A 25,571-nucleotide genomic window follows, 5' to 3' on the forward strand; every position below is an offset into this window, starting at 1 on the left:
CACTCGTGCAGCGTCAAAAGCTGCCTGAACATCGGCCTTCGTTACTGGCCGTTCTTCATCGTGCCGTTGGTGCTGCCTGTACCGTTGCTCATGCCGTTACTGGAGCGATTGGTGGTCGCGCTATTCGGCGATGCGCCGGTACCCGTGCCCATGCCGCCACCGGTGCCGGTCACGCCCGGCGAGCCATAGCCCGAGTCGCCCGGGTGCTTCATCGTGCTGGGGCCCACGCCCGGGGTTGCGGTGCCACCTGCGCCGCCCGTCGTGCCGCCGCCAGCGCCCACGCCGTTACCGCCCGAACCGCCTGCCCCCGCGCCAGCGCCACCGCCCGCACCGCCGCCCGCCTGCGCAAAGGCTCCGCCCGAGAGTGCCATTACAAGCGCCGAAGCGAAAATTGTCTTGGTAAAGCGTTTCATGGTTCATCTCCATTAGAGTCGATCGATGTCACGCGAGCGCGTCGCACTCACATGCGAAGACTGCCGCAAGCACTGTGCCTTAAGTGCCGGCATTCAACGCGCCGGCGCAGCAGCATGGCGAGGAATCGAGCATGACGCGTTCCTGAGACGGCCCGGCCCTGCGCTGTCATCGCGTTTAGCGGCGGCGCTCGCATCGCCGTTGCGTTCAGCTGATATCGCTACGGAAACCGAACTTTCTTGCAGCGCAGCGAAGGCCTCGGCGCTGAGAACCGCCGCATGCACCGCCGAGGATGCTTTCACTGCGGCGCGATCCTTTCGCTGCACGCTTTCGCAGATTCCATTACATTGCGGGTGCGGTCGCGCTTGCGCGTCATTTCCTCCACTTTCACAGCGGTGTCTGCCATCGTCGAATCCATGCAGCCAATCGTCTCAGTCAAGAATCTGTCGAAAACCTATGCCAGCGGTTTTCAGGCGCTAAAAAACATCAATCTGGCGATCAACCGGGGAGAAATCTTTGCCCTTCTGGGGCCGAACGGGGCGGGCAAGACCACGCTCATCAGTATCGTCTGCGGCATTGTCAACGCGAGCGAAGGCAGCGTGACGGTCGACGGCCGCGATATCGCCGCCGACTATCGCGGCGCTCGCTCGCTGATCGGGCTCGTGCCACAGGAACTCACCACCGATTCGTTCGAAACCGTATGGGCGACCGTGTCGTTCAGCCGCGGCCTCTTCGGCAAGCCGAAGAACCCCGCGTATATGGAGAAGGTGCTGCGCGACCTGTCGCTGTGGGAAAAGCGCGATAGCAAGATCATCACGCTGTCCGGCGGCATGAAGCGCCGCGTGCTGATCGCGAAGGCGCTGTCGCACGAACCGCGCGTGCTGTTTCTCGACGAACCCACGGCGGGCGTCGACGTCGAATTGCGCCGTGATATGTGGAAGCTCGTGCGCTCGCTCGCGGCAAGCGGCGTGACGATCATCCTCACTACGCATTACATCGACGAAGCGGAGGAAATGGCGGACCGCATCGGCGTGATCAACGGCGGCGAAATCATGCTCGTCGAAGAGAAAACGGAGTTGATGCGCAAACTCGGCAAAAAGCAGCTGACGCTGCAGCTGGAAACTCCGCTCTCCGCGTTGCCGGCGGCGCTCGCAGGCTACGGTCTCGACGTCGCGAAGGGCGGCAACGAGTTGATCTACACGTATGAAGGCGACGGCGGTCGCACCGACATCATTGCGCTGCTCAAGGCGCTCGACGACGCCAGCATCCGTTTCAAGGACCTGCACACCACGCAGAGTTCGCTTGAAGACATCTTCGTGAGTCTGCTTCGAGGTAACCAATGAATCTCTACGCCATTCGCGCGATCTACAAGTTCGAGATGGCGCGCACCTGGCGCACGCTGATGCAAAGCATCATTGCGCCGGTGATCTCCACATCGCTGTACTTTGTCGTGTTCGGCGCGGCCATCGGCTCGCGCATCAAGGAGGTGGACGGCATTAGCTACGGCGCGTTCATCGTGCCCGGACTGATCATGTTGTCGTTGCTGTCGCAGAGTATTTCGAACGCGTCGTTCGGCATTTACTTTCCGCGTTTCACCGGCACGATCTACGAGTTGTTGTCGGCGCCAGTGTCGTATCTGGAAATCGTCGTGAGTTACGTGGGCGCGGCGGCGACCAAGTCGATTCTGCTCGGGCTCATCATTCTCGCGACGGCGGGCCTGTTCGTGCCGCTGCAAGTGCAGCATCCATTCTGGATGATCCTGTTCCTCGTGCTGACGGCGGTTACCTTCAGCCTGCTCGGGTTCATTATCGGCATATGGGCGGATAGCTTCGAAAAGCTGCAACTGGTTCCGCTCCTGATCATTACGCCGCTCACGTTTCTCGGCGGGAGCTTTTATGCGGTGAACATGCTGCCGCCGTTCTGGAAAGTCGTGACGCTGTTTAATCCGATCGTCTATCTGGTGAGCGGATTCCGCTGGAGTTTCTACGGTCTCGCGGACGTCAACGTCGAGGTGAGTCTCGCTATGACGACTCTCTTTCTGGCCGTGTTTCTTGCGATCGTTGCGTGGATCTTCAAGACGGGTTACCGGCTCAAGAGCTGATTACTTCTGCTGATAAGAGAACGGCATGACGGCGCTCGCCGTCATGCCGTTCGCATGGGTTACTGCAATACCGCCCTGGTCTACGACACGTAGGCTTTCGCGACATTGATCAATTGCACGCGGTTGCGAACATTGAACAATTGACGCAAACGCCGCAAGTGATAGTCGACGTTATGCGGCGACAGCCCGAGGAAATACGCAATTTCCTTGTCGCGCTGCCCCTGAACTACCGCCTTCAGCACCGCGTGCTGCAACTCGCTCAGCGTGACGCGCTGCTGCTCGGGCGTCATGCCGATTACGCTTTTCGCGTGCGTCCAGATGAATTCGTGAATCGTGTGCGCGAACATCAGCGTTTCCGCGACGATCGATTCGGTCATCCAGCGTGGATTGCCGATCTCCGAATTGAAGCACAGGCTCGCGCTCAACTCCGGCTCGGGCAGCGGCATCTGCGTGAGAATGCCGCTCTTTCGGCCAGTCTCCTCCAGCATGTCGATCAGGCCGCCGAGCCGCTCGCTGCGCATTTGCGCGCGCGGCAGGTCGGCGCGCATGTCGACCGTGTTCCAGAGGAACGGCATGCCGGTCGGCGAGGCCAGCGCCACGCGCGGATCGAGTTCGAAATAGCGCTCGCGGAAATAGCGCGTCAGCCAGCTTTGCGACTCGTAGCTCGTCAGCACGAACATTGTCTTGCGATGCGCGAACGTGCGCGTGGCCGTATAACTGAACGAGTTGAAGCCCAGTTGCCTGATGCGTTGCCGCACGAATTCGATGCGGTCCTGCGCACTGCCAAAACGCACCAGTGGACTGATGACGGGCGCGCGCCGTGCGGCGGGCGCGGGCGTGCCGATCTCCTCCTCGGTGAAGAGGGTCAGGAAACCAGCGGGCGCCGCGCCTGTTGCCGCGCGGCTCGATACCATCGATGCTTCAGCCGCGTGGGCTGACTTGGCGGGCTGCCGCGTGCCGGTCGGGTAGGCCGGTTGTGCGGTGACCGCCGGGTTGTATGCTGCGGATGCATGGCCGGATTCGCCCTGCGGCGAACCGGTCAGCCAATGCGGCAGCGTATCGCATTCGTGTTCCATGAAACGGTAGCTCCGGCGTTCGAAACGCGTGAAAGACGACACCCTAATGATTAGCTATTTCCGAAAATTGCGGTAGCCGGTTCCTTGCTATCATTTTCGCGATCTTGCGCTGACAGCCGACCGGTAACGCGGGTGTGACAGAGTTCTCTCATTTGCATACGGCACCTCCTTGGGAATGGACGTGATGACACGAATTCCAAAGCTGACAACGACGCTTGCCTACGACCGCTATATGGCGGGCCAAAAACTGGTGTCGAGCGTGGATCGCCCGTGGCGGCACCTGGTGTTGCGCTCCTATCTCGAACCGGACGAGCAGGAACTGCTGGAAGCACCCGGTCTGCAAGACCTCACGCTGATGACGCTCGCGAGCGGCGCCGAGCATCTCGAGCGCAATCTGAACGGGCGCTGGGAAAGCGCCGACCTTCGAGTGGGCGACGTCTGGTACGTGCCGCCCGCGCCGGTCTCCTGGCGGTGGCGTTCGATCAGCGATAAGCCGCTGTCGACCGTCCATTTACATATTGAGCGCAGCCTGATCGACAGCGTGGCCGATCAGATGGAACTCGACGGATCGCGCCGCGAACTATCGCTCAGCGACGCAATGCGGTTCCGCGACCCGCTGGTCGGCGCCATGCTGAACGCATTGCACCGCGCCGCCAGCGATCCGGCCGACTCGCGGCTTTATGTCGATGCGCTGATCCACGCGCTTGCCGCGCATCTTCTTCAACATTATTCAGGCGGCCGGCAAGCGGGGACGGCGCGCCTCGCGCAGCCCGAACGGCTGGTACCGCGCCGCATCCGCCGCGTGACCGACTACATACGCGCGAATCTTGGCGCGGATCTGGCCATTGGCGATCTCGCCGCGCAGGCTGGTTTAAGCAGCTTCCACTTTGCCCGCGTGTTTCGCCGTGAAACTGGCGAAACCCCGCACCAGTACGTGACGCGCCTGCGGCTCGAACAAGCGGCGAAGCTGCTGCGTTCGACCGATCAAACGGTGCTGCAGATTGCAATTGCGGTTGGTTACGAGAATGCCAGTCACTTCTCCGTACAGTTCAAGCGCGATTACGGCGTCACACCGCTTGGCTACCGGCTGCGCGGCTGACGGGCGGTTGGCACGCCAGCAACGGCGGGCAACTGGACAGTGTAGCCACAGGCGGGGTTCCGGCAACAGCCGGTGAGAAACGGGGACCGCTGCACTAGTAGGTGCGAGCGGCGCCCTCCGAGGCCTGGCGGCGCTGCGCCGTTCTTCGCGCTTTGGGTTGGCGGCCGGTCGACTGCGCCGTGCAAGGGAAGGCTTAGCCGGAATGCCGTCTGTAGGAATCACGCACCTTTCGAAGTGTGCTGTGCATTGCGCGGCTTGCAAACTACGAACATTCGTGGCGCAACGTGGGGCGAATCTGGCACGGGGGTGCCGCCTCCACCCGCGCACGCTGTGATTGGCGCCGGGCGCTGCTGATCGAACTGGCCTGACAGGCGGGTTGCGAACTGTATCTGTCTAAGCCTTGCACGGGACGACAGAATGACCGGCCCACGGCTTGGCCCGAGCCGCATCCGACCGACCATCCTCATCCTCATCCTCATCTCACCGACTTACCGGATACCTAGCGATGACCCGACTTCGAATCACCTCCTGCGGCCACGTCTTTATCGCCGAAACGAATCCCGACGCGCCGCAAACCGTGGCCGCCTTCCTGAAGCTGTTGCCATACCGCCAGAAGATCATCCATGTGCGATGGAGTGGCGAAGGCTGCTGGGTGCCGCTCGGCGAGTTCAAGCTCGAGAACGACGGCGTAGTGGTCGGCTTCGAGAATCACACGAGCCATCCGTCGGTCGGCGACATTCTGTTTTATCCGGGCGGCTACAGCGAAACGGAACTCCTAATCGCCTATGGCTCGTGCTGCTTCGCGAGCAAGATGGGGCAGCTCGCGGGCAACCATTTCCTGAGCATCGTCGAAGGCAAGGAGAACTTGCGCGAAGTGGGCGTCAAAGTACTGTGGGAAGGCGCGCAAGACGTGCTCTTCGAAAAGATCTGAGCGCGCTCAGCATTTCACAACGCGCCGCGACGCTCGCAGCCCCAGAGTTTTTCTACTTACGAGCCAGCATTGACTGGCTCGTATTTCTTCCAGGCCGGTTCTCGGCCACTCTCAGCATTCCGCCTAAAGCCGCTTAATTACGCAGATTCCGGATTAAGACATTTGGCAGTTTCCGTCTGAATCGTATTATGCCTTTTAGCTAATTCAAGCGAAAAATTAGCTTTTAGGATTAATCGTATTCGCGAATCATGGAGGCGACTGCACACTCGCGGTTTAAGCCTTGTTTGCCGGTTAATCCGGAACGTCCTGAGTCTGTCCATTGCAAATAATACTTAGGATGACATAAGAAAATATTGGCAAAGATTAATCGATTCCGAGTGGGAGGAATGTTGAATAAGACCTATAAAACGGTATGGAACGAAGCGAGGCGCGTCTACGTGGTGGCGTCCGAAGCGGCGAAAAGCGGCGGCGCGGGATGCGCTTCGGTATGCCGGGCCGTGGCCGCTGCGAGCGCTGGCCTGGTCGGCGCGCTGATGTTTGCGCAGCCGGCTGGCGCTCAGGAATGCGCGCCAGCCGGCTGCGCGAATGTGGCCGACGCGTTGTTCTACGACAGCGGAGCACATGACATGGTGACGCTCGGCAACTCGGGTACTCCCGTCAAGCTGACTAACCTGGCGCAAGCCGCGCTGAACTCGAACAGCACCGATGCGGTAACAGGCGCGCAACTCCACGCAACGAATGACGCGGTAGCGCAGAATTCGGCAAACCTTTCCAGCCTCGCCAGCAACCTCGACAACGGTCAGATCGGGCTGGTTCGGCAGGACCTCGGTACGGGCAATCTCACTGTTGGCGCAGGCATTGATGGCCGTTCCGTGGACTTCACCGGACTCGGCGGGCCACGTGAGCTGCTCGGAGTCGCGGCGGGCACCGGCGCGCAGTCGGCGGTCAATGTGACGCAACTCAAGCAGGTCGTGTCGACACTGGGCGGCGGCGCATCCGTCAGTGCAAGCGGCTCGACAGTCGGTCCGAGGTATTACGTGCAGTCCGCCACGCAAACCACCGTCGGCAACGCGCTTACTTCGTTGGACGCGGGCATCACGTCACTGCAGTCGCAAATCGTGTCCGGCAGCATCGGCCTCGTCAAACAGGATCTTGGTACGCGCGACATCCTGGTTGGGCCGTCGTCTACAGGTATTCGACTCAACGTAGCGGGCTTGAACGGCAACCGCACGGTCACCGGCCTGTCGCGCGGCGCGATCGGCGCGTCGAGCACCGACGCCATGAACGGTGCGCAACTGTACGGCAACGCGGCGAGTGTGGCCGCGGCGCTGGGCGGCGGGTCGGCGATCAATGTAGATGGCACCGCAAAGGCCCCTGCCTACAACATCGGCGGCGTTACATATGGCGACGTCGGATCGGCTCTAGCGGCAGCAGTCACGACGAGCGTTGCAACCAGTACCGCGACGAGTACGGCAACGGGCGCGAGCGCGATCGCGGCGGCCACTGCCAATTCGGTGCAATACGACTCTTCCGTGCACGACAGCATGACGCTCGGCAGCGCCGGCGCGCCGGTTCGCGTGACCAACGTCAGCGCTGGGCAACTCACGAGCGACAGCTTGGACGCAGTGAACGGCGGGCAACTGTTCGCAGCCAATCGGGCGATAGCGTTGAACAGCGACAACATCGCAACCCTCGACGAGCGCGTCGGCACCAACACGACGAACATTGCCAACCTCGATCAGCGCGTGAACGTGAACACAACGAAGATCGCCGGGCTCGACACGCGCACCACCACGCTCGAGGGCAACCTCACGAACGTTGCGAACCAGATCACGAACGGCGAGATCGGAGTCGTCCAGCAAGACCTGGTGTCGCGCATCATCAGCGTTGGACAGAATACGAATGGCGCACGCGTCGATTTTGCGGGCACCGGCGGCGCGCGCCAATTGACGGGCGTCGCGGCGGGCCGCACGGACACGTCGGCGATCAACTTCGCGCAGTTCAGTCCGGTCGTGGCCGGACTTGGCGGCGGCGCACAGATCGGTATCGACGGTTCGGTGATCGCTCCGTCGTATCACGTGCAAGGCAGGACGCAGAGCAACGTCGGCGATGCGCTCGGCTCGCTCGACAACGGGTTGACCACCTTGCAGCAGAAAGTCGAGGTAGGCGGCATTGGCCTCGTGACGCAGGATCCGGCCTCGCGCGTCATCCAGATCGGTGCGTCGACGGACGGCCGGGCAATCAGCGTGGCGGGCACGCTGGGCAACCGTGTGGTGACCGGCGTCGCACGGGGCTCGCTGAACGCGGCGAGTACCGAAGCGGTCAACGGCTCGCAACTCTTCGCGCAGGCAGCGAGCACGGCCACGGCGCTAGGCGGCGGCTCCACGGTGAATGCCGACGGCTCGATTAGCGCGCCGTCGTACAGGTTGGGCGGCCAGGTGGTGAACACTGTCGGCGGCGCGCTCAGCAATCTCGATGGCCGCGTCACGCAGAACAGCGGTGATATCGCTGGCTTGCAAAGCGCGGTCGGCCGCATCGGCGGAACGGTCGCGAACGTACTGCAGTACGACAGCTCGGCACATGACAAGGTGACGCTCGGCGGCATATCGGCTAATGCGCCGACAGTGCAGTTGACCAACCTGAAGAATGGCGAGGTCTCGGCAACCAGCAGCGACGCGGTCACCGGCGCGCAGCTGTGGCAAACCAACCAGCAGATCAGCAGCATCGACAAGAGCGTCAAGAACTATGCGGCCACTGGCAACGCCTACATGGCCGTCAACAGTTCCGCAGAAGCTCCGCAGGCCACCGGGAACGGTTCGCTGGCCTTGGGCGGCGGCGCGAAAGCATCGGCTGCAAACACGGTCGCGCTTGGCGAAGGGTCGGTCGCGGATCAGGCGGATACGGTCTCCGTAGGCTCGCCGGGCAACGAGCGCCGCATCACCAACCTCGCTCCAGGACAGGCGGCGGGCGACGCCGTCAACATGCAGCAATTCCAAAGCGGCATGGGCGATCTCGCCCGGCGCGCCTATGCCGGAACGGCTTCGGCGATGGCGATGAACATGGTCCCCGACGTCGACGCGACGAAGAACCTCGCAATCGGCGTGGGCACAGCGGGCTATATGGGGTATCAGGCGGTCGCGGTAGGCCTGTCGGCGCGCGTCGCGCAGAATTTCAAGGTGAAGCTGAGCGCGGGCATTAGCTCGGTGACGACCTCGGTGGGCGCCGGCGCCGCGTATCAGTGGTGAGGAGGTGAAACCAGGCGGCGAGAGGTGCCGGTGGCGGGCACCCCGCCGTGCACAAACGGCGGGGTGCGGGTGCGGCTTACTGGAACAGTTTCATCGCTTGCGCGAGCGTGTTGTACACGCCCCACGCAAGAGGAACCATCACATACAGCCAGAATACGGCGAGCTTGACCTTGTTGGTCGGGTGAACGGGTTGAACGGTCGACATGCGAGTCTCCTTATGCGCCCTTGGCGACTTGTGCGTCGGTCATGTGATGCTTGTCGTCCACACGCTTGACCAACAGATTGCAGATGAAGCCGATCACCAGCAGCACGGCCATGATGTGAACCGTCATCGTGTAGGCGTCGGCTTTTGCGACACCGTGCGCGACTTCATAGGCGCGGATGTAGTTGACCAGCACCGGGCCCGCAACGCCAGCCGCGGCCCACGCGGTCAGCAAACGTCCATGAATGCCGCCGACGAATGCCGTGCCGAACATGTCGGCGAGATAGGCGGGCACCGTCGCGAAGCCGCCGCCGTACATCGTGAGGATGATGCAGTAGGCCAGCACGAAGAGCGCCATCTGACCGGACGCGGCGAAGCTCGGCACCAGGAAGTACAGCACCGCGCCGAGCGCGAAAAAGATGAAGTAGGTGTTCTTGCGGCCGATCCAGTCCGAAGCCGATGCCCACACGAAGCGGCCACCCATGTTGAACAGCGACAAGAGGCCCACAAAGCCGGCTGCGGCGGCCGCTGTCACGGTGCCCTTGAAGCTTTCCTGGATCATCACCGAAGCCTGGCCGAGAATGCCGATGCCCGCAGTAACGTTCAGGAACAGCACGAGCCAGATCAGATAGAACTGCGGCGTCTTCAGGGCCTCGTCGATGTGCACGTGGTTGCGCGTGATCATCTTCTGCTGCGAGGTTTGCGGCGGAGTCCAGCCTGCCGGTTTCCAGTCCGCCGGCGGCACGCGAATGGCCAACGCGCCAATCGACATCGAGATGAAGTACACGATGCCGAGCACGATAAACGTTTCAGCTACGCCGATGCTCGTTGCGCTGCGGAAGTGATTCATCAGTGCGACCGACAACGGCGCCGCGATCATCGCGCCGCCGCCGAAGCCCATGATCGCCATGCCGGTCGCCATGCCGCGGCGGTCCGGAAACCAGCGGATCAGCGTCGACACTGGCGAGACGTAGCCCAAGCCGAGCCCGATCCCGCCGATCACGCCATAGCCGAGATACAGCAGCACGATCTGGTGCAGGTACACGCCCAGCGCGGAAATAAGGAAGCCGCCGCCGAAGCAGCAGGCGGCTGTGAACATCGTGCGACGCGGGCCGACGTGTTCGAGCCACTTGCCGGCGAACGCCGCCGACAGGCCGAGGAATACGATCGCGAGCGAAAAGATCCAGCCGAGAGAGGTCAGCGACCAGTCGTCGGCAGTGGATTGCGTGATGCCGATAACCTTGGTCAGCGGGCCGTTGAACACGGAGAACGCATAGGCCTGGCCGATACAGAGATGAACGGCAAGTGCCGCGGGCGGAACCATCCAGCGCGAAAACCCGGGTTTTGCGATGGTGGCTTCCTTGGAAAAGAATGGCGCGGAGCCTGAATTGTGCTGCGGCTCGGTGATACTGCTCATGGTCGGTCTCCCGGAAAGCGAAGTCTTTGTTATCGGCGCATCAGACCGAATGCTTTAGTGTTGGCGGCGTAAAAATTGCTATCGGATGCTGGTTCATATATGCGGCTCAGCTTCATATGAACGCGCGCAAATTTCGCTGGAAACTTGCTTGGTCGAACGATAGGGCGGCAGGCCCGGGTTGGCAATATGAGATAGAACTGCATAAGGCATTGCCCGAGGAAATGCGACGGAGATCTGTCACATCGCGGCAGCCATCGCGTCAATTCGAGGTACGGCCTACCGAAAAGAGCCGTTCCACCGAGACCATAAAGTAAAAAAGCCAGCAATGGCAATCGCGCCACGCCGGCTTTGTCTCAACCGCGGTCGGTCGTTCAGACAGCGCGCCCGGTTTTCATCTTCGCGGCGACTAGCACTGAAATCAGGCAACCGATCGCGAGATAGCCCGCCACCGGATGCCACGAACCGCCGGCAAAACTGACCAGCGCGACCGCGATGAACGGCGTGAAGCCGCCGCCGACCACACTCGCTACCTGGTAGCCGACACCCGCGCCGCTGTAGCGATATTCGGTGCCGAAGAGTTCGGTGAACATCGGCTGCTGAACGCTTACCACCATGTCGTGCGCGATGTTCGCGAGCATCACGGCGAACACGACGATCCACACCGTCGAGCGTGCTTCGAGGGCAAGAAAAAACGGCACCGCGCTGAACATGCCGACGAGCGCGCCGACTATATAAACGCGGCGGCGGCCGAAACGGTCCGCGAGCATTGCAAAGAGCGGAATCGTCACGCAGCTCACGGCGCCGACGAGCAGGCCGATCGTGAGGAAGAATTCGCGCGGCATGTGAAGATTCGCCGTCGAGTAGTTGAGCGCGAACGCGGTCACGATATACATCGTGAACAGCTCGGCGAGACGCAGCGCAATGATCAGGAGGAACGCCTTCGGATGACGCAGCAAAGCTTCGACAATCGGCAGCCGTACACTGCGCTCGCCGCGCGCGCCGACTTTTTCGACAAACTCCTGCGACTCTTCCATGCTCGAGCGAATCCACATCGCGATCAGCACCAGCACCACGCTGAACAGGAACGGCAAGCGCCAGCCCCAGCTCATGAACGACGCGTTATCCATAGAGCGGCTGATCAGCGCGACGAGGCCCGTCGCCAGCACGAGGCCTACGCCGTAGCCGACCTGCACGCCGCTGCTGTAAAACGCCTTCTTCTTTTCCGGCGCGCTTTCGACGGCCATCAACGCTGCGCCGCCCCATTCGCCGCCGACCGCGAAGCCCTGAATCGCGCGCAGCGTGACGAGCAGCACCGGCGCGAGCCAGCCGATCGTCGAAAACGACGGTAATAAGCCGATTGCAGCGGTAGAAAGGCCCATCATCATGACAGTGAGCACTAACATGCGCTTGCGACCGAGCCTATCGCCAAAGTGGCCGAACACAAAGCCGCCGAGCGGGCGGAACAGAAAGCCGACGCCGAATGTGGCGAAGGCGGCCAGCGTGCCCATCGCCGGGCTTACCTTCGGAAAGAACTCGGCGTTGAAGACCAGTGCTGCAACAATCCCGTACAGAAGGAAGTCGTACCAGTCGACGACAGCGCCGACAAAGCTGCCGAGCGCCGCTTTGCGTGCCCGGCTGCGCGCCGCGCGATTGTCGGCCACTGCGGCCGGCGAGAGGGTGGTGCTCATACGGTCTCCTTGGGTTCTCGAAACGACTGCCGACCGGCGCCGTCGCGGCTTACGCGGCCGTGGCTGATCGGTTGCAGGATGTGCGGAAGATTAATACGAGGCAGGCGCCGAACAATCCGCAATTCGGCGATATTGCGCGATCATCGGACGCTGCTGCGCGCATAGCGCGCGTTTTCCGCGTATACACGGAGCGGCGCGAGTTTAATTGAAGGGCAGGCGGGACGGAGCGGTGCGTGCTACCGTAAGAGGTGATGTGAAAACAACAGTCACTGATATACTACATACCGAATATTGATTTTTGCGGCGATGCAGCATATGATTGAGTCATTCGTTCACTCAATCGTTTGGAGCTACAAATGGAATTTGTTCCTCTCTCGCTGCTGGCTGCCGCTGTTGTTGGCTTGGGCTCTGCCGCCACCGTTCTGCTGGCCCGCTGGATTCCGCAGCCGGTCGCACAACTTGCAGCGCAACATGGTCGCTTCATCGGCCTTGATGAGCAGCGCGCGGAAGCGGCGGTGCCTTATCGTATGCATGTTCAACAAGAGGCGATGAATGTCGTCGGAACTTCAAACTGAAGCAGTGGCAACACCTCTGACATTGTCTTTACAGCCTATCGGCGCAAGCGCGAGCTTGCGCGATCAGGCTTACGCAATGTTGCGTCAGGCTATTGCCGACGCGGACATCTACCAGACTCGAGATGAAATCCGTCTGGACGAGCGCGTGCTGAGCGAAACGCTCGGAGTAAGCCGGACACCGGTGCGGGAGGCAATGACGCTGCTCGAGCAGGAAGGCTTTCTGCGCATGGTCCCGCGTCGCGGCATATACATCGTGCGCAAGAGCAAGCGCGAGATCGTCGAAATGATCCACATGTGGGCCGCGCTCGAGAGCATGGCTGCGCGTCTCGCGACGCAGCGCGCTACAGACGAGGAAATCGCCCGCCTGCGGCACATGTTCGATAATTTCCGCGACGCTACGCCGGCCGAGCACATTGCCGAGTATTCGGACGCGAACATCGCCTTTCACCAGGCGATCGTCGAGTTGTCGAAGTCGCAGATCATTCTCGACACCATCAAGAATATTTTTATCCACGTGCGTGCGATCCGGCGCATGACGATCTCGCAGAGCGATCGCGCGTCGCGGTCGATCGTCGACCATTTACGCATCATCGAGGCGCTGGAGAAGCGGGACACGGAACTGGCGGAACGTCTCACGCGTCAGCATTCGCTCGACCTGGCGGCGTTCGTGGAAAAGAATTGCGATTTTCTCGACTGACAACGTAAACTTAGACGAGGCCGCTGCCAGCGGTCTTGCATCAGTAGCAAAAAGCCCGCGGTGTTCGCACGCCGCGGGCTTTTTTCATTGGCGATTGGCGCGTAGGGAAACACCGCGCTTGACGTCTTGTGAAATGTGGTATGTGATATATCAACAGTGAGCGTTTGTGCAGTCCGCTCAGTGTTTTCCCTCGAACCGATGTTCGGGACGAGCAGGGATAAGCAGCAATCCCTTGTCCCGTAGGGCTCTTCAGGGAAATGCAAGTGTTGAAAAGGCCGTTGGATAACTCTTGCCTCTTCTTGATATATCACATACCGTATGTGGAGAGGTCGGGCTAAAAACGCGAAGGCGAGTCCCGGAGCGGGGCATCAGTCGACAACCGTTACAGAACCACCAAGCAGCAGTCTTTCATGGGACCGGAGTAAGCGCTCACGCGTAGACCTCCATCGATGCCAAAGCATGGGACCGGACCGAGCGCAAGAGCGCAGGCTCCGGTCGACACACAGGAGACGACCATGTCTGCAGTTGTTTCATCCCTGAACCCAAGCACAGCCAGCACCACTGCCGAAGACACGCTCAAGCAGAAGACGCGCAACGCGGGCGTCGTCTCGGGCGGCCATCTGGTCGCGAAGGCGCTAAAAAACGAAGGGGTCGATACGATCTTCACGCTGTGCGGCGGCCACATCATCGACATTTACGACGGTTGTGTGGACGAAGGGATTCGCATCATCGACGTGCGCCATGAGCAGGTCGCCGCGCACGCGGCAGACGGCTATGCACGGCAGACCGGCAAGCTCGGCTGCGTGGTCACCACCGCGGGGCCCGGCTGCACGAACGCAGTGACGGGCATCGCGACCGCGTTCCGCTCGGAGAGCCCGATCCTGCATATCGGTGGACAGGGAGCGCTGACGCAGCACAAGATGGGGTCGCTGCAAGACCTGCCGCACGTCGACATCATGGCGCCTATCACGAAGTTTGCCGCCAGCGTGTCGAGCACGGAGCGGGTCGCCGACATGATCTCGATGGCCGCGCGCGAGTGCTTCAACGGCGCGCCCGGCCCGGCTTACCTTGAAATTCCGCGTGACGTACTCGACCGCGAAGTCGACCTCTCGCGCGCGGTCGTGCCGCAGCCGGGTCACTATCGCGCGTCGACGAAATCGATTGGCGACCCGCGCGACATCGAGAAACTCGCGGACATTCTCGTCAATTCCGAGCGCCCCGCGATTCTGTACGGACAGCAGGTGTGGACCGCCCGCGGTCATGAGGAAGCGATCGCGCTGCTACGCGGCCTCGACGTTCCCGGCTATTTCAACGGCGCGAGCCGCGGGCTCCTGCCGCCGGGCGATCCGCATCACTTCGACCGCACGCGTTCACAGGCGTTTGCCAATGCGGACGTTCTCATTGTCGTCGGCACGCCGTTCGATTTTCGGATGGGCTATGGCAAGCGCATCAGTAAAGAACTGACGCTTGTGCAGATCGACATGGACTACCGAACTGTCGGCAAGAACCGCGATATCGACCTCGGCCTGGTCGGCGATCCGGGTGCGATCCTCGCCGCCGTATTGCAAGCCGCAAGTGGCCGCCTTAAGGATGACAAGCGCCAGGCACGCCGGAAGTGGATGGCGCAGTTGCAGGACGCCGAAGCGACGGCAACCGAAAAACTCATGCCGCTCTTCAAGTCGAACAGCACGCCGATCCATCCGTATCGCGTGGCCTACGAACTCAACGAGTTTCTCGCCGACGACACCGTTTATATCGGCGACGGCGGTGACGTCGTGACGATCTCCGCGCAAGCCGTTCGTCCGCGCCGCCCTGGCCAATGGATGGACCCGGGCGCGCTCGGCTCGCTCGGTGTCGGTACCGGATTCGCGCTTGCGGCCAAGATCGCGCATCCGCAGAAAGAAGTGCTCTGCTACTACGGCGACGGCTCGTTCGGCATGACCGCGTTCGACATGGAAACGGCGAACCGCTTTGGCGCACCGTACCTCGCGGTGATCGGCAACAACTCGGCGATGAACCAGATCCGCTACGGCCAGCTAGCCAAATATGGCGACGAGCGCGGCAATGTAGGCAATCTGCTGAGCGACGTGCCCTTCAGCAAGTTCGCCGAAATGCTCGGCGGCCACGGCGAGGAAGTGCGTGACCCAGCGCAGATCGCAGGCGCGTTGCAGCGTGCCCGCGAAGCGATTCATCGCACGGGGCGCTCGGCTGTCGTCAACATCTGGGTCGACCCGCGCGAGTACGCGCCGGGCACGAAGAACCAGACCATGTACAAGTAATACGGATACCTTAGGAGACACGACATGGGCAAAGCACTCGACGGCGTGCGCATTCTCGATTTCACGCATGTGCAATCGGGCCCGACATGCACGCAATTGCTGGCGTGGTTCGGCGCGGACGTGATCAAGGTGGAGCGAGCCGGAGCAGGCGACATCACGCGTGAACAACTGCGTGACATTCCGGACGTGGACAGCTTGTACTTCACGATGCTCAACCATAACAAGCGTTCGGTCACGATCGATACGAAGAACCCCGAAGGCAAGCAGGTTCTCGAAGCACTGATCCAGAAATGCGACGTGCTGGTAGAGAACTTTGCGCCGGGCGCGCTGGATCGCATGGGTTTTACGTGGGAGCGCATTCAGGAATTGAACCCGCGCATGATCGTTGCGTCGGTGAAAGGCTTTGGCCCTGGTCCGTATGAGGACTGCAAGGTGTACGAGAACGTCGCCCAATGCGCGGGCGGTGCGGCATCCACCACGGGCTTCGACGACGGCCCGCCTGTGGTGACCGGCGCGCAGATCGGCGACAGCGGCACGGGGTTGCATCTCGCGCTCGGTATCGTCACCGCGCTTTATCAGCGCACCCAAACCGGCCGGGGACAGCGTGTACTCGCGGCCATGCAGGACGGCGTGCTCAATCTGTGCCGCGTGAAACTGCGCGATCAGCAACGGCTCGAACGCACGGGTGTAATGAAAGAGTATCCGCAGTATCCGAACGGCAAGTTCGGCGAAGCGGTGCCGCGCGCGGGCAATGCGTCCGGCGGCGGTCAGCCCGGCTGGATTCTGAAGTGCAAAGGCTGGGAAACCGATCCGAACGCATACATCTACTTCATTACGCAGGCGCCGGTGTGGGCGAAGATCTGCAACGTGATCGGCAAAGAGGAGTGGGCCACCGACCCCGACTACGCGACGCCCGCCGCGCGTCTGCCGCGCTTGAAAGAGATCTTCGCGGAGATCGAGCGCTGGACCATGACCAAGACCAAGTTCGAGGCCATGCAGATCCTCAACAAGTACGACATTCCATGCGGGCCGATTCTTTCGATGAAGGAGATCGCGGAAGAACCCTCGCTGCGTCAAACCGGCACGATCGTCGAAGTCGATCATCCGACGCGCGGTAAATATCTGACAGTTGGCAATCCTATCAAACTGTCCGACAGTCCCACCCAAGTCAAGCGCTCGCCGCTGCTTGGCGAACATACCGACGAAGTCATGGCTGAACTGGGTTATTCACCCGAACAGATCAGCGCATTGCGTACCGCCGGCGCCATCTAGGCGCATTACAAAAACCGTAGTGCAAGCCGCCCGCCGCTCGCCATTCAGGCGAGCGCGGTGCCGGGCGGCGCCTTTCGAACCCGCATTGGAGACGGCAGGACATGGCATACGAAGACACGCTCTCACTGAAAGAACGCGGCACCGCCCATACGCCCGACGGCCACGCGCAGGTCGCCAACAAGGACGTCGTGCGGCATATTCTCGATCACGCCAAAGCGGAAGGCCGCACCTCGCTCACCGCGCCGGAAGGCAAGCTCGTGTGCGACGTCTACGGCATTTCGGTGCCGAAAGAAGCGCTCGCCACGACTGCGGCCGAAGCCGCGCAATTTGCTACCGAGATCGGGTTTCCGGTCGTGTTGAAGATCGTTTCGCCGGAAATTCTCCACAAGACGGAGGCGGGCGGAGTGCTCGTTGGCGTGAAGAATGCTGCCGACGTCGTGCAGGGCTTCGCAACGATCATGGAGAACGCAAAGCGCTATAACGCGCAGGCGAATCTGCTCGGCGTGCAGGTGCAGCAGATGATCGGCGGTGGCCAGGAAGTGATTGTCGGCGCGGTCACCGATCCGTCGTTCGGCAAGCTGGTGGCGTTCGGCCTTGGCGGCGTACTCGTCGAAGTACTGAAGGACATTACGTTCCGCCTCGCCCCGGCTACACGCGACGACGCGCGTTCGATGCTCGACGGCATTGCGGCCGCCGAGATGCTGAAAGGCGTGCGCGGGGGTGAGCCGGTCGATCGCGAGGCGCTCGCCGGCTTGATTGAAAACGTGTCGCGGCTCGTATCCGATTTCCCGGAGATATCGGAGCTCGATCTGAACCCGGTGTTCGCGAGCAAGCGTGGCGCGATTGCCGCCGACGTACGGATCGTGCTCGACTTCGAGCCTCCAGTCGAGCGCTACCGGCCGAGTCAGGAAGACATCGTGCGGCAGATGAACCGCATCATGAAGCCGGATCGCGTCGCTGTCATTGGCGCGTCTGCGGAAGACGGCAAGATCGGCAACTCCGTCATGAAGAACCTGATCAACGGCGGCTATCAGGGAGAGATCTATCCGATCCATCCCAAGGCCGACGAGATCATGGGACGCAAGGCTTATAAAAGCGTGCTGGACGTGCCGGGCGATATCGACGTTGCCGTATTCGCGATTCCGGCAAAATTTGTCGCCGGCGCGCTGACGGAAGTCGGCAAGAAAGGCATTCCCGGCGCGGTGCTGATTCCCTCAGGTTTTGCGGAAACGGGCAACGTGGAGGGCCAGCAGGAAATCGTTGCGATTGCGCGCGAATACGACATTCGCCTGATGGGCCCGAACATTTACGGCTTTTACTACACGCCGAAGAATCTGTGCGCAACGTTTTGCACACCGTACGATGTGCAGGGCAAGGCGGCGTTGTCTTCGCAGTCCGGTGGTATCGGCATGGCGATCATCGGCTTCTCGCGTTCGGCGAAGATGGGCGTGTCGGCCATTGTAGGTCTCGGCAACAAGTCCGATATCGACGAAGACGACCTGCTGACCTTCTTCGAACAGGACGAGAACACCGACATCATCGCGCAGCATTGCGAAGATCTGAAAGACGGTCGCGCATTTGCGGAGACCGCGGCGCGCGTCTCGAAGAAAAAGCCAGTGGTGGTGTTGAAAGCGGGCCGCACGAGTCTCGGTGCACGCGCTGCGAGTTCGCACACGGGCGCACTTGCGGGTAACGACCGCATCTACGAAGACGTGTTCAAGCAGTGCGGCGTGATACGCGCCCGGTCTCTACGCGACCTGTTGGAGTTTGCGCGCGGCATTCCGAAACTGCCCACGCCGAAGGGCGAGAACGTGGTGATCATCACCGGGGCGGGCGGCTCGGGCGTGCTGTTGTCCGATGCTTGCGTGGACAACCGTCTGTCGTTGATGACCATGCCCGCGGATCTCGACGCCGCGTTCCGCAAGTTCATTCCTCCGTTCGGCGCGGCAGGGAATCCTGTCGACATCACAGGCGGTGAGCCGCCGTCGACGTATCAGAACACGATACGCCTCGGCCTCGAAGATCCGCGCATTCACGCGATCATTCTCGGCTACTGGCACACGATCATTACGCCGCCGATGGTGTTCGCGCGACTCGTTGTCGAGGTGAAGGAAGAAATGAAAGCGCGCGGCATCGAGAAGCCGATCGTCGCATCGCTCGCGGGCGACGTGCAGGTGGAAGAGGCGGCCGAGTACCTGTACGCGCATGGTGTTCCCGCGTACGCGTATTCGACAGAAATTCCTGTAGCGGTGCTGGGTGCGAAATATCAGTGGGCGCGCGGTGCCGGGTTGATTTGACCCGACGCGTAAAACGGGAGGCGGCACGGTTTTCGTCGCGATGAGCGACGAAGATCGTGCCGAAGCGCTCAAGGAGCGGCATATGGATACGTGGATGCGTTTCATGTCGAGCGACGGCGGTTTGGTGTTCGGCCGCGTCGAAGGTGCCTACCTGCACGAGTACGAAAGTCTCGATCAGCCGGTACCGACCGGCGTGGTGTTGTCCACGCGCGCACTGACGCCGCTCGCGCCTTGTGCGCCCGGCAAGATCGTCGCGCTGTGGAATAACTATCACGCGCTTGCCGCAAAGCTCGAGAAGCCGGTGCCGACGCACCCGCTGTTTCTGCTGAAACCGGCGGGCTCCGTGATCGGCTCCGATGAGCCGATCCGCCGGCCGGCCAGCTACGCGGGCAAGATCGTCTATGAAGGTGAACTGGGCATTGTGATCGGCCGGCGCTGCCGGGATGCCGATGTCGAGGAGGCCGCGCAGGCGATCTTCGGCTACACGCTCGTCAACGACGTGACCGCTGCGGATCTGCTCAACGAGAATCCGCATTTTCCGCAATGGTGCCGCGCCAAGGGCTTCGATACTTTCTGCTGCATTGGCCCGGCGATCGTCTCAGGCTTCGATTGGCAAAGCGCGAATCTGGTGACGATGCTCGACGGCGTCGAGCGGCAGAACTATCCGCTCTCCGACATGGTGTTTTCGCCGGCCGAGCAGGTGAGCCTCATTTCGCAAGACCTCACGCTTGAACCCGGCGACGTGATCGCATGCGGTACGTCAATAGGCGTGGGGTCGATCAAGGACGGAGCGACGGTGTCGGTTTCCATCGAAGGGATCGGCACGTTGCGCAACACGCTGAACCCGGCACGCGCGGCCGGTTCAGAGACGCCGAAACCAGGCGTCGTAGCGGGACTCGTTTGAACGGTGGGTCGGTCCGCGGGCCACGAGCGCGCGGAGTTGCAGCGAGTACACGAAGGAGCATGCGTGTCGCAAGCGTCAGACAGTACCGTGTGGCTGGGGTTGTTTGTACCGTTGACGGCAACGCTTGCCGGGCTGTTGGCTTGTGCGCTCGGCTCGGTGCTTGCGGCGCTCGGGCAATTGCCGTTACACGGGCTGCCTTTGATGCTGCGGCCCTTACCGCGGATGCCGATTCATAACTCGCGCTCGCGGTCGTGCTCGAATGCGGCGCCCGGAAGTCAGCCTTGCTGGCGTGCCGCCGCGTTGGCCGCCACCGTTTCCGGCGTGTTCGCCGCGGGCCTCGGTGCCGGCGTCGCCGATATTTGCGCGGCAGTTGCAGGCGCCGTTGTCGGTGCGCAGCTCGTGCGCCGGCGCAATTTCGCACGGCAACCCCCCCTCGTCGCGCTGGTGGCGAGCGGCATGGGCCTGTCGATCGTGGTCGTCGGCGTCGGGCGGTATTTATCGCCGCCGTCGTCACTGCCGTCGTCGATCGAGGCGGTCTTCGAGCGAATCGAGCTTTGCACGGCCGTGTTCGCCGGCGCTTTGATCTTCGGCACATCGGCGATTGCATTCTGCAAAATGCGCGGCGTGTTGCCGCTTCGTGTGGCGGCGCGTCGGGGCCACGACGTCGTCAACGGCGCCGCGTTTCTGTTATGTGGATGGCTCGGCTACGGGTTCGCGACTGAAGCGGTACAGCCGTTCGGACTCGCCGCGCTGCTCGCAATCAGTGCGCTTGCATCGTCAATAGGCGTGCATGCGATGCTCAGGCGCGAGTATTCCGAGTATTCCGAGCGTTCCGGGTATTCGGAGTTTTGCGAGTGTCCGAACGTCCACGCGCATGCCCATGCCGCGCGCGGCGTTCGCAGCATTGCTGGCGCGATGGACTGGCGATCTGACGCACAGCCGGACGACATGTGTGACGCGTGGGAGGCTGGCATGGTGCGCGCGGCAGCATACCGTCACCGTCGAGGCTGGCATAACAGCGGCAACGGGCAATCGCACACTCGCGCATCTGCGGCGCGCCGCCTGCCCAACCGATTCCCGGTAAGCCGACAGCCATGAAGCCCGCCACGATGAAAGCGCAGACCTCGACGGCCAATCTGTCAGCAGAAGGAACGAGAACCACAGAGTCTCTACGCGGCGGGAACATGTTCCCGCCGCGCTGCTCATTCGCCAGTAGCGGCAAATTCGCTGTAGTACTGCGCTTTCTTCTGCAGGATCAGTTGAGCGAGAAAATCGGCGTCATAAGCGCGGTGAAGATGTGCGTGAAAGCGCTCGATAAAAGCGGTGATGCGAGCGGCTTCGCTGTTGAACTCGCTGAGAATGTCGAGCGTGGCGTGGTCCCAGCGAAAGCGCAGACCCAGATCGCTGAACGCGGCGTTGTAGGCGCTCAGATGCGGGTCGTTGGGATGGTCGGCGGTAGCGCGGGCTGTCCGTGCGCTGGCATGAGTCGCAACCGAAGCGTGGTTCATGATCGGCCTCCTGGGCTGACAAGTGATGGAACTTGCTTGCAGCATAGAAGTACTGATCGATTTGCAATAGTTAAAGTTTTATTGGATTTCCATAGGCTATTGCTTATACACGCTCAGTTCCTTCACCCGAGTGATCTTCTCGATGAGGCTCGCGCCTTCTTCCATCAGAAAGCGCTTGAACGCCACGGCAACGGGCGGCAGACGCTTGTTTTTCCGATGAACGACATACCAGTTGAGCATGACCGGGAAGCTCTCGACATCGAGCACTACGAGGTGCCCCAACTGCAACTCGAGACTGATGGTATGCGCGGACAGAAATGCGATGCCCATGCCGGCAATGACCGCCTGCTTGATCGTCTCGGTGCTCTTGATCTCCATCGCGATCTTCAGATTGGAGAGGCGACCGGCGAATCCTTCCTCCATGGAGTTCCACGTGTCCGAGCCGCGCTCACGTACGATAAATGCCTCGTTCGCCAACTGGCTCATCCTGATGTTGCGCTTTTGGGCGAGCGGATGCGTAGGCGCGGCCACGATTACGTACGGGTGCGGCGCGAACGGCTCGTTCGTGGCGTCCATTTCATGCGGCGGGCGCACCATCACCGCGAGATCGGTCTGGTTGGTCGCGAGCTGATGCAGCAACTCCTCGCGATTGTGCACTGCGAGATTCAGCACGACGCCCGCGTAGCGCCGCGTGAACTCTGCGAGCAGTCGTGGGAAAAAGTAGTCGCCGGCGCTGATGACCGCCACATTCAGCTTGCCGCCGGAGACGCCTTTCAACTGGCTCATGGCTTCGTCGACTTCGTGAAACTGCTGAATGATCGCGCGGCTGTAGTGCAGCATTTCGGTGCCGGCTGGCGTGAGGTAAATCTTCTTGCCCAGCTGTTCGAAGAGCGGCAAGCCGGCGTGCTCTTCAAGCTGACGGACCTGTGTGGAAACGGCGGGTTGCGTGAGGTGCAACTCCTCGGCGGCGCGCGAAAAACTCAAGTGGCGCGCCACGGTCTCGAATACCTTCAACTGCCGGAGCGTGGCATTGCGCATCGTCATGGCCGATGTATAAGCAAACGTGAATCAACATAATAACAAACTTTAATTATTAGTAATTCAGCAATGACCCTAGCATGAGTTTGTAAAGAAAAACGAAGCTGCCGGCCTCACACTCGGGTTAACGCTTGGATTCAGGCGTGGCGGGACCGATAGGGAATCGGCGGAAGCAGCAGAAAGGATTGGTCGGAATTAAGAACTTCCCAAAAGGCGATGATTAATTCGCTAATTAAAAGGAAGCGATTTAAAGACGCAGATATAAAAATTCCCGAATTGCAAGGCTTTTCGGGTCATAACGATAAGGCGGGACACATACAGCACGGCGCAGTGGCCGGCTGCACTAAATAATTGCGGAGACAAGGCACATGGACGATATCACTCAACAGACCACGGCCCGCGTATTCTGGGCGAACCGTTGGTGGCAGCTCGTCATCGGCATGGTGTGCATGGCGTTGGTGGCAAACCTGCAATACGCGTGGACGCTGTTCGTCGCCCCAATGGACGCGCGGCATCACTGGGGCCAAGCCTCGATTCAAATGGCGTTCGCGATCTTCATCCTCACGGAAACCTGGCTCGTTCCATTGGAAGGCTGGCTCGTCGACAAGTTCGGTCCACGGCCGGTGGTGGCGGGCGGCGCGGTGTGCGCGGGCATTGCATGGGTCATGAATTCGTACGCGACGACCTTGCCGATGCTTTACGTCTCCGCGGTTATCGCTGGGATTGGCGCGGGCGGCGTGTACGGCACCTGCGTGGGCAACGCGTTGAAATGGTTTCCCGACCGCCGCGGCCTCGCTGCGGGCCTGACCGCGGCCGGCTTCGGCGCCGGCGCAGCAGTGACGGTGATTCCGATCGCGAACATGATCACCCGCTCCGGCTACGAGCACACGTTCTTCTTCTTCGGTATTTTCCAGGGCGTCGCGATTCTGCTGCTCGCCATGCTGCTGGTGAAGCCTGTGTTGCGCAAGCACGTGCCCGCCAGGAAGAAATTCGCGGTGTCGAAGGTGGACCTCACGCCCGGCCAGATGATCAAGACGCCAGTGTTCTGGGTGATCTACGTTTCGTTCGTGGCGGTGGCGGCCGGCGGCCTGATGGCAACCGCGCAGATCGGCCCGATTGCGAAAGACTGGGGCCTTGCGCGCATTCCCATGACGATTTTCGGCGTCACGCTGCCGCTGCTGACAGCCACGCTTTCCATCGACAACGTCTGCAACGGCTTCACGCGTCCGCTGTGCGGTTTCATCTCCGACAAGATCGGCCGTGAAAACACGATGTTCGCGATCTTTATCGGCGAAGGTCTCGCGTTGCTCGGCATGATGGAGTACGGCACGAACCCGTATGCGTTCATGACGTTTGCCGCGCTGATCTTCCTCTTCTGGGGCGAAATCTTCTCGATCTTCCCGGCAATCTGCGCGGACACGTTCGGCAGCAAGTACGCGGCGGCGAACGCCGGCACGCTTTACACCGCGAAGGGCACGGCTTCGCTGCTGGTGCCGGTCGCGTCGGTGTTGTCGGCAACGGGTGGATGGAGCCTCGTGTTCACTGTTTCGGCTGTGATTACGATTGCCGCCGGCGTATCCGCGAAATTCATTCTCGCGCCGATGCGCTCGCGCTGGATCCACTCGCAGGACGAGCCTCAGCCGGGCGTGCTCGCCGTCGCGGGTAACGGCAAAGCCTCGCGGCTGAGCCACTGGCCCGAGCAAACCGGCGAATAGGCTGCCGAGCCGTTCGCGGCCGGCCATGACCTCATGAATGTTTCGTTGCAGCAACTCAAGGTGTTTGTCGCCGTCGCGCGTGAACGGAGTTTCACGCGCGCGGCGCGCGAGTTCGATCTGACACAGTCGGCGGTGAGCCGGTGTGTGCGGGAGTTGGAAGATGCGGTCGAACTCAAATTGTTCGATCGCACGACGCGCCAGGTTCAACTGACGCACGCGGGCGCAAGTCTCGAACGAAGGATTGGCCGCCTGCTCGATGAAATCGATCTGACGTTGCGCGAAGAGCGGGCCGCTTACGAAGGACACCGCGGCGTCGTCGCAGTGGCGAGCAATCCGGTGTTGTCGTCGGGATGGGTCGCACAGGGACTCGCGCGTTGTGCGACGGCATTTCCAGAACTGACGGTCACCGTCGAGGATCAGCCCCAAAGCGGCGTACTTGCGAGCGTCGAGCACGGCGAAGTCGATTTCGGCGTGGTCTCGCTGGCCGCGCCGCTCGCCAACGACCAGTTGCACGCGCAGGTCATGTTCACGACGCCGTTGCACGCGGTGATGCCGTCGACGCATCCGCTGGGCCGCCACGCCAGCGTCGCGTGGGCGGCGCTGCATGACTGGGCGCTCGTCACATTGAATGCGGACGCGGGCGTGCGTGCGGCGCTCGATCCGGCCTTCAACGCGAACGGACTGAAGCGGCGCCCGGTGCAGGAATTCGGACATGTGGCGGCGGTGTTGCGCATGGTGGAACTTGGGTTGGGCGTCGGCGTTCTGCCCGTCGACACGCATTGGCCCGCCGTCGGCGAGTCGCTGGTGAGCCGGCCGCTCGTTCCTGAAATCGCATTGACGACGCTACTCGTGCATCGCCGCAATCGCTCGCTAAGGCCGAATGCCGCGGCCGCCTGGGCGGAGTTCGCGGCGCATGGCGGAGCGCTCTCCAGGAACGCGAGTCCGGACGACGGTCCGGACGAAATCTCCAACCCGACCGCACATACAACGTCGGCCGCATCCCCGCACGCGACACCTCGCGACCCTTCACGGCCTGCGGTCGCGCGCAGCGGCGCGGCGCTTCACGAGCCGTAGCGCTCGATCGACTTGCCGAAACCGGCCTTCGCCCCGAGGCCG

21 protein-coding genes are annotated in these 25,571 nt (G+C 61.6%); 14 read left to right on the forward strand and 7 right to left on the reverse strand.

Features of this window, described 5'->3' with window-relative positions; all coding sequences use genetic code 11:
* Positions 1-41 precede the first annotated feature (41 nt).
* Positions 42-413, reverse strand: coding sequence for a hypothetical protein (locus OH764_RS19005; protein ID WP_498850330.1), 372 nt, complete (start codon positions 411-413; stop codon positions 42-44).
* Positions 414-827: 414 nt separating this feature from the next.
* Here OH764_RS19005 and OH764_RS19010 point away from each other — a divergent pair, with 414 nt between their 5' ends.
* Together OH764_RS19010 and OH764_RS19015 are read left to right on the forward strand one after the other, a co-directional pair.
* Complete coding sequence (locus OH764_RS19010) at positions 828-1,754, forward strand: ABC transporter ATP-binding protein (protein ID WP_498850331.1); 927 nt, start codon at positions 828-830, stop codon at positions 1,752-1,754.
* On the forward strand, positions 1,751-2,512 hold the full coding sequence (locus OH764_RS19015; protein WP_498850332.1) for an ABC-2 transporter permease: 762 nt from the start codon (positions 1,751-1,753) through the stop codon (positions 2,510-2,512). The genes OH764_RS19010 and OH764_RS19015 overlap by 4 nt, the downstream gene beginning before the upstream one ends.
* A gap of 80 nt (positions 2,513-2,592) precedes the next feature.
* Here the strand turns inward: OH764_RS19015 and OH764_RS19020 are convergent, their stop codons facing one another.
* Positions 2,593-3,588 (reverse strand): helix-turn-helix transcriptional regulator, encoded by a 996-nt coding sequence (locus OH764_RS19020; RefSeq protein ID WP_498850333.1) that lies wholly within the window; start codon positions 3,586-3,588, stop codon positions 2,593-2,595.
* A 175-nt stretch (positions 3,589-3,763) separates the two neighbouring features.
* On the opposite strand from OH764_RS19020, the gene OH764_RS19025 reads away from it, so the two are divergent.
* From OH764_RS19025 to OH764_RS19035, 3 genes are all read left to right on the forward strand, one after another.
* A complete protein-coding gene (locus OH764_RS19025; protein WP_498850334.1) occupies positions 3,764-4,687 on the forward strand; it encodes a helix-turn-helix domain-containing protein in 924 nt (307 codons plus the stop codon).
* Positions 4,688-5,192: 505 nt separating this feature from the next.
* A complete protein-coding gene (locus OH764_RS19030) occupies positions 5,193-5,618 on the forward strand; it encodes a DUF3830 family protein (RefSeq protein ID WP_498850335.1) in 426 nt (141 codons plus the stop codon).
* 386 nt (positions 5,619-6,004) lie between these two features.
* A complete protein-coding gene (locus OH764_RS19035) occupies positions 6,005-8,863 on the forward strand; it encodes a YadA-like family protein (protein ID WP_498850336.1) in 2,859 nt (952 codons plus the stop codon).
* A gap of 76 nt (positions 8,864-8,939) precedes the next feature.
* Here OH764_RS19035 and OH764_RS19040 read toward each other — a convergent pair whose 3' ends face one another.
* The 3 genes from OH764_RS19040 to shiA all read right to left on the reverse strand — a co-directional run bounded on the left by OH764_RS19040 (position 8,940) and on the right by shiA (position 12,170).
* Positions 8,940-9,068: an MFS transporter small subunit gene (locus tag OH764_RS19040; protein WP_020068039.1), complete on the reverse strand. Its 129-nt coding sequence runs from the start codon at positions 9,066-9,068 to the stop codon at positions 8,940-8,942.
* A 10-nt stretch (positions 9,069-9,078) separates the two neighbouring features.
* Positions 9,079-10,482, reverse strand: a complete 1,404-nt coding sequence (locus tag OH764_RS19045; RefSeq protein ID WP_027777420.1) for an L-lactate MFS transporter — start codon at positions 10,480-10,482, stop codon at positions 9,079-9,081.
* Between the two features lie 371 nt (positions 10,483-10,853).
* The gene (shiA, locus tag OH764_RS19050; protein ID WP_498850337.1) at positions 10,854-12,170 is read right to left on the reverse strand and encodes an MFS transporter; all 1,317 of its coding nucleotides are present in this window, start codon (positions 12,168-12,170) and stop codon (positions 10,854-10,856) included.
* Positions 12,171-12,526: 356 nt separating this feature from the next.
* Between shiA and OH764_RS19055 the strand changes: the two genes are divergently transcribed.
* The 7 genes from OH764_RS19055 (at position 12,527) to OH764_RS19085 (ending at position 21,292) form a co-directional block, all read left to right on the forward strand.
* Positions 12,527-12,745 carry a hypothetical protein gene (locus OH764_RS19055; protein ID WP_020068042.1) on the forward strand — a complete coding sequence of 73 codons (219 nt, stop codon included), beginning with the start codon at positions 12,527-12,529 and terminating at the stop codon, positions 12,743-12,745.
* Entirely contained in the window at positions 12,723-13,442 is a 720-nt protein-coding gene (locus tag OH764_RS19060; protein WP_027777423.1) for a GntR family transcriptional regulator, read from the forward strand. The genes OH764_RS19055 and OH764_RS19060 overlap by 23 nt, the downstream gene beginning before the upstream one ends.
* 515 nt (positions 13,443-13,957) lie before the next feature.
* The gene (locus tag OH764_RS19065) at positions 13,958-15,721 is read left to right on the forward strand and encodes a thiamine pyrophosphate-binding protein (protein ID WP_498850338.1); all 1,764 of its coding nucleotides are present in this window, start codon (positions 13,958-13,960) and stop codon (positions 15,719-15,721) included.
* Positions 15,722-15,745: 24 nt separating this feature from the next.
* Positions 15,746-16,993 (forward strand): formyl-CoA transferase, encoded by a 1,248-nt coding sequence (gene frc, locus OH764_RS19070; protein WP_498850339.1) that lies wholly within the window; start codon positions 15,746-15,748, stop codon positions 16,991-16,993.
* A 101-nt stretch (positions 16,994-17,094) separates the two neighbouring features.
* Positions 17,095-19,290, forward strand: a complete 2,196-nt coding sequence (locus OH764_RS19075) for an acetate--CoA ligase family protein (protein ID WP_408255616.1) — start codon at positions 17,095-17,097, stop codon at positions 19,288-19,290.
* An 82-nt stretch (positions 19,291-19,372) separates the two neighbouring features.
* Entirely contained in the window at positions 19,373-20,194 is an 822-nt protein-coding gene (locus OH764_RS19080) for a fumarylacetoacetate hydrolase family protein (protein WP_498851241.1), read from the forward strand.
* 63 nt (positions 20,195-20,257) lie between these two features.
* Positions 20,258-21,292 (forward strand): NAD(P)(+) transhydrogenase (Re/Si-specific) subunit beta, encoded by a 1,035-nt coding sequence (locus OH764_RS19085; protein WP_498850340.1) that lies wholly within the window; start codon positions 20,258-20,260, stop codon positions 21,290-21,292.
* A gap of 104 nt (positions 21,293-21,396) precedes the next feature.
* Here OH764_RS19085 and OH764_RS19090 read toward each other — a convergent pair whose 3' ends face one another.
* On the reverse strand, positions 21,397-21,702 hold the full coding sequence (locus OH764_RS19090) for a hypothetical protein (protein WP_027777429.1): 306 nt from the start codon (positions 21,700-21,702) through the stop codon (positions 21,397-21,399).
* Positions 21,703-21,798: 96 nt separating this feature from the next.
* The gene (locus tag OH764_RS19095; RefSeq protein WP_027777430.1) at positions 21,799-22,746 is read right to left on the reverse strand and encodes a LysR family transcriptional regulator; all 948 of its coding nucleotides are present in this window, start codon (positions 22,744-22,746) and stop codon (positions 21,799-21,801) included.
* Between the two features lie 362 nt (positions 22,747-23,108).
* Between OH764_RS19095 and oxlT the strand changes: the two genes are divergently transcribed.
* Both oxlT and OH764_RS19105 read left to right on the forward strand, forming a co-directional pair.
* A complete protein-coding gene (oxlT, locus tag OH764_RS19100; RefSeq protein WP_498850341.1) occupies positions 23,109-24,455 on the forward strand; it encodes an OFA family MFS transporter in 1,347 nt (448 codons plus the stop codon).
* A 33-nt stretch (positions 24,456-24,488) separates the two neighbouring features.
* Positions 24,489-25,529 (forward strand): LysR family transcriptional regulator, encoded by a 1,041-nt coding sequence (locus tag OH764_RS19105; RefSeq protein ID WP_498850342.1) that lies wholly within the window; start codon positions 24,489-24,491, stop codon positions 25,527-25,529.
* The last annotated feature ends 42 nt before the right edge of the window (positions 25,530-25,571 follow it).

The organism is Burkholderia sp. M6-3, assembly GCF_050858985.1.
Classification (GTDB): domain Bacteria; phylum Pseudomonadota; class Gammaproteobacteria; order Burkholderiales; family Burkholderiaceae; genus Paraburkholderia; species Paraburkholderia caledonica.